The sequence below is a fragment of the Pseudomonas sp. Pseusp97 genome (assembly GCF_047304025.1).
Taxonomy (GTDB): domain Bacteria; phylum Pseudomonadota; class Gammaproteobacteria; order Pseudomonadales; family Pseudomonadaceae; genus Pseudomonas.
On sequence record NZ_JBGLYK010000311.1, the window covers coordinates 1 to 4,874 of the forward strand.

At 66.0% G+C, this 4,874-nt stretch carries 3 protein-coding genes; all 3 read left to right on the top strand.

Going from position 1 to position 4,874, the window contains the following annotated elements; all coding sequences use genetic code 11:
• The first annotated feature begins 476 nt into the window (after positions 1 to 476).
• The gene (locus ACCC94_RS27755) at positions 477 to 2,165 is read left to right on the top strand and encodes a cyclic peptide export ABC transporter (RefSeq protein ID WP_413352807.1); all 1,689 of its coding nucleotides are present in this window, start codon (positions 477 to 479) and stop codon (positions 2,163 to 2,165) included.
• Positions 2,166 to 2,251: 86 nt separating this feature from the next.
• Positions 2,252 to 4,648 (top strand): TonB-dependent siderophore receptor, encoded by a 2,397-nt coding sequence (locus tag ACCC94_RS27760; protein ID WP_413352809.1) that lies wholly within the window; start codon positions 2,252 to 2,254, stop codon positions 4,646 to 4,648.
• 115 nt (positions 4,649 to 4,763) lie between these two features.
• A partial coding sequence (locus tag ACCC94_RS27765; RefSeq protein WP_413352810.1) for a twin-arginine translocation signal domain-containing protein occupies positions 4,764 to 4,874 on the top strand: 111 nt, incomplete at its 3' end.

Below are 4,874 nucleotides of genomic sequence, written 5' to 3' on the forward strand. Positions count from 1 at the left end.
GGGGCCGCCAGCCCGCGCGCTCCAGCACCCCCCCCGCCTTTCGTATGGCGTTGGGCGGGCCCGCGGTGGCCCGCCAATTCCGGCGCGGTGGAACAGTACAAGGACAACGAGGGGCGCACTGTCCTCGCCTGTCGTCACGCGCAGCTCCAGGGCGCGCGGGGCATCCGGGAAACCGGTGTGCCGTGCGGGTTCGCGAGCAAGCTCGCTCCTACAGCCTCCCTTAACCTCTGAGTGCTCTTCGTAGGAGCGAGCTTGCTCGCGAATTCCCATGCGGCGGAATTTGAGGTCACCGGCAAGCAGCGCTCAACGGCCAGCCATTTCTTATTTGCGAAAAATTCGCAAATTCTCTTCAGTTTTCCCCCGCCTCGTTCGTCTTGATAGGAACGATTCGGATTTGCCGATGATTTGCTGATTCGCGCGCCGTCTCGCCCCGTTGTGCGTCCTGCTTCCCGGCAGGCCGGGTCCAGGAAAAGACGATGCAATCACCCGCTCCAAGCGCCTTGCGCGAGATGCTCAAACTGCTGCGGCCGCACTGGCTGCCGCTGACCGCCGCCACGCTGCTGGGGATTCTCGGTGGCTCGGCCATCACCGCGCTGCTCGCCACCATCAACTACAGCCTGCACTCCGAGGGCGGCATGCCCGCCGGGCTGCTGCTGGGCTTTGCCGGGCTGTGCGCGCTGGCGCTGCTGGGCTCGATCATTTCCGACAGGGGCACCAATTACGTCGGTCAGCACGTCATCGCGCGGCTGCGCAAGGACCTGGGCAGCAAGATCATCTCCGCGCCCATCGAGCAGATCGAGCGCTACCGCAGCCACCGGCTGATCCCGGTGCTGACCCACGACATCGACACTATCAGCGACTTCGCCTTCGCCTTTGCGCCCCTGGCGGTAGCGCTGACCACCACGCTCGGCTGCCTGGGTTACCTGGCCTGGCTGTCGCCGCCGATGTTCCTCGCCACCGCCATCGCCATCGTCGTCGGCAGCGCCGTGCAGTACGTTGCGCGGGCCAAGGGCATCAAGGGCTTCTTCGAGGCAAGGGACAAGGAAGACGAACTGCAGAAGCACTACCGCGCCATCGCCGAGGGCGCCAAGGAGCTGCGCATCAGCCGCCCGCGCCGCTTCCAGCACTACAGCGAGCGCCTGCAGGGCACCGCCGACGAGATCTGCGACATCCAGCTGCGCTCGATCAACCTGTTCAACGTCGCCAAGGGCTTCGGCTCGACACTGTTCTTCATCGTCATCGGCGTGGCCCTGGCCTACCAGTCCCTGTGGCCGAGCACCGACCAGGCGACGCTGTCCGGTTTCATCCTGGTGCTGCTGTATATGAAGGGCCCACTGGAAGGCCTGATCGGCCAGCTGCCGGTGGTGACCCGCGCCCAGGTCGCGTTCCGCCGCATCGCCGAGTTGTCGGTGCGTTTCTCCTCGCCGGAGCCGAACCTGCTGTTGGCCGATGACGGTCGCAAGCCGCTGGACTTCCAGTCCATCGAACTGCGCGACCTCGCCTACCACTACCCCACCGATGATGGCTCCCGTGGCTTCGGCGTCGGCCCGCTGAACCTCAAGGTCAGCCGTGGCGAGATTCTCTTCATCGCCGGTGAGAACGGCTGTGGCAAGACGACCCTGATCAAGCTGCTGCTCGGTCTCTACGCCCCGCGCGGCGGCGAGCTGCTGCTCAACGGCGAGCCGGTGACCGACACCAGCCGCGACGACTACCGCCAGCTGTTCACCACCATCTTCGCCGACTACTTCCTCTTCGAGGACCTGCTCAAGGGCAGCCAGGACATTCCGGCCGAAGCCGGCCGCTACCTGGAGCGCCTGGAGATCGCCCACAAGGTCAGTCTCGAGGGACAGGAGTTTTCCACCACGGATCTCTCGACCGGCCAGCGCAAGCGCCTGGCCCTGGTGCAGGCCTGGCTGGAGAAACGCCCGGTGCTGGTGTTCGACGAGTGGGCGGCGGACCAGGACCCGGAATTCCGCCGGATTTTCTACACCGAGCTGCTGCCCGAACTTCGCGCCCAGGGCAGGACGCTGATCGTGATCTCCCATGACGACCGCTATTTCGGCGTCGCTGATCGTCTCCTGCGCATGAGCGCCGGGCAGATCGTGGAGATCCAGGACCACCGCGCCGCTCCACCACGGGGCGGCAGCGGCGTAGCGATGCACTGACGGCCTGGAGGTTTTTCCAACCGGGCCCGTCACATGAAGTGAATCATTCTTATTAGAAACAACATCAAGATCATAGGAGCTAACAAGTGAGTCGCACCCGCACTGCGCTGCAATCCCGGCACAAGGTGAAACCCCTGGCCCGCCTGGTCCGCGCCACCGCCCTTGGGATAGTCCTGGCGGCTTCGGCCGCCGAGGCGGCCCCGGTCCGCATCGACATCCCGGCCCAGTCCCTGGCTTCCGCGCTCACCAGCCTGGGCACGCAGTCGAACCTGCAGATCGTCTTCAACCAGACCCAGGTGCAGAACCTGCGCGCCCCCGGCGTGCGCGGCGAAATGGAGCCCACCCAGGCGCTGGAACGCCTGCTGCAGGGCACCGGCATCAAGTACCAGGTCGAAGGCAGCCGCGTGACCCTGCTGGGTGCCGACTCCACCAGCGGCGACACCCTGAACCTGTCCGCCCAGGTCATTACCGGCGCCGTCGAAGGCGAGGACAGCTACGTGCCGCGCACCTCCAACAGCGGCAGCAAGACCGACACCCCGCTGCTGGAAATCCCCCAGTCGATCTCGGTGATCACCCGCAAGCAGATGGACGCCCAGGGCGCGCAGACCGTGACCGAGGCGCTGCGCTACGTGCCCGGCGTCAAGGTGGAGGCCTATGGCCTGGACCCCAAAGGCTTCGACTGGATGTACATCCGCGGCTTCAACGCCCAGGCCACCAGCGACTACCTCAACGGCCTGCGTCAGCAGAACAACAGCTACGCCTTCTTTCGCAGCGAGCCCTACGCCTTCGAGCGTATCGACGTGGTCCGTGGCCCGTCCTCCAGCCTGTTCGGCCTGGGCGACGCCGGCGGCATCGTCAACCGGGTGAGCAAGAAGCCCACCGCCAACCACGTCAACGAAGTCCAGCTGACCGGCGGCAACCACGACCGCAAGCAGGGCCAGTTCGACCTCGGCGGCGCGCTGGACGACCAGAACCAGTTCCTCTACCGCGTCGTCGGCCTGGCGCGCGACGCCAACACCCAGGCCGAGTACGACGATGGCCACGAGGTCGAGGACGACCGCTACTACATCGCCCCTTCCTTCACCTGGGCGCCGGACGAAGACACCAGCCTGACCGTGCTCACCGACTTCCTGCGCGACCGCAACTCCGGCTCGATCTTCGACTACAGCGTCAATGGCCACACCACCGGCACCCTGCTGGGCGACCACAGCTACAACCACTTCAGCCAGGACCAGTACACCCTCGGCTACGAGTTCCGCCACCGCTTCGACGATGTCTGGGAATTCCGCCAGAACGCGCGCTACGGCCAGGTCGACCTGGTCTTCGCCAACCTGCTGCCGCAGGCCCAGGTCGGGCGCAACATCATCCGCACCGCCGACCGCTTCGACCAGCACCTGGACACCTTCAACCTGGACAACCAGCTCCAGGCCGACTTCGCCACCGGCACCATCAAGCACACCCTGCTGATGGGCGTCGACTACAGCTGGCAGGACGCCGACATCGCCCGCTGGCGCACCCTCGGCCCGTCGCTGAACCTGGACAACCCGCAGTACGGCCAGAGCGTGCAGCGCCCGACCAAGGACACCACCCTCCCCGGCCAGGCCATCGACTACAACCAGAACATCGAGCAGGTCGGCGCCTACCTGCAGGACCAGGTCAAGTTCGACGACCACTGGATCCTCACCGCCGGCGGACGCTACGACTACGTGCGCAACGACCTGGACAGCCACACCGGCGCCCACAGCATGCAGAAGGACAACGCCTTCACCGGCCGCGTGGGCCTGACCTACCTGACCGACTTCGGCCTGGCGCCCTACGTCAGCTATTCCGAGTCCTTCGTGCCCAACTCCGGTATCGGCCCGGACGGCGGCGCGTTCAAGTCCAGCGAAGCGCACCAGTACGAAGCCGGCGTGAAGTTCCAGCCCGACGAGACCCTGCTGATCACCCTGGCCGCCTACGAGCTGACCAAGGAAAACATCCTCACCCCGCAGCTCAGCGCCAATGGCGTGCCCACCGGTTTCAGCGAGCCCACCGGCGAGCAGCGTTCGCGCGGCATCGAGGCCGAGCTGAAGGCCAAGCTGGACCAGAACTGGGACCTGCTGGCCTCCTATACCTACACCAAGGCCAAGATCACCCAGAGCAACGACGGCAACGAGGGCAACCGCCCGGCCAACGTGCCCGAGCACATGGCCAATGGCTGGCTTAACTACACCTTCCACGAAGGCGCGGTCGACGGCCTCTCCATCGGCGGCGGCGTGCGCTACACCGGCTCGCTCTACGGCAACAACGCCAACACCTACCACGTCGACAACTACACCCTGTTCGACGCAGGCGTGAGCTACCCGCTGAACAAGAACGTGACCGTCTCGCTGAACGCCCAGAACCTGCTGGACGAGGACTACGCGGCCACCTGCGACAGTCCGATCTCCTGCTACCCGGGCCTGCGCCGCACCGTGCTGACCAGCGTGAAGTACAGCTGGTAAGGCGCTCGCGGAGCAGGCCGCGCGCCTGCTCCGCCAGTCGCTGCCGGGCTCCCTGTTCGCAGGGGGCCCTTTGTCGCTTCAAGAGCCTGTCGTTTTGATCGAGTGGAGAAGTCCCATGTCCCTCACCCGTCGCCACCTGCTGCAGGGCCTCGCCATCGGCGGGCTGGCCTGCGCGACCGGCCTGCCGGTGTTCGCCGGCGAGCGCCTGACGCGGATCGTCGCGCTC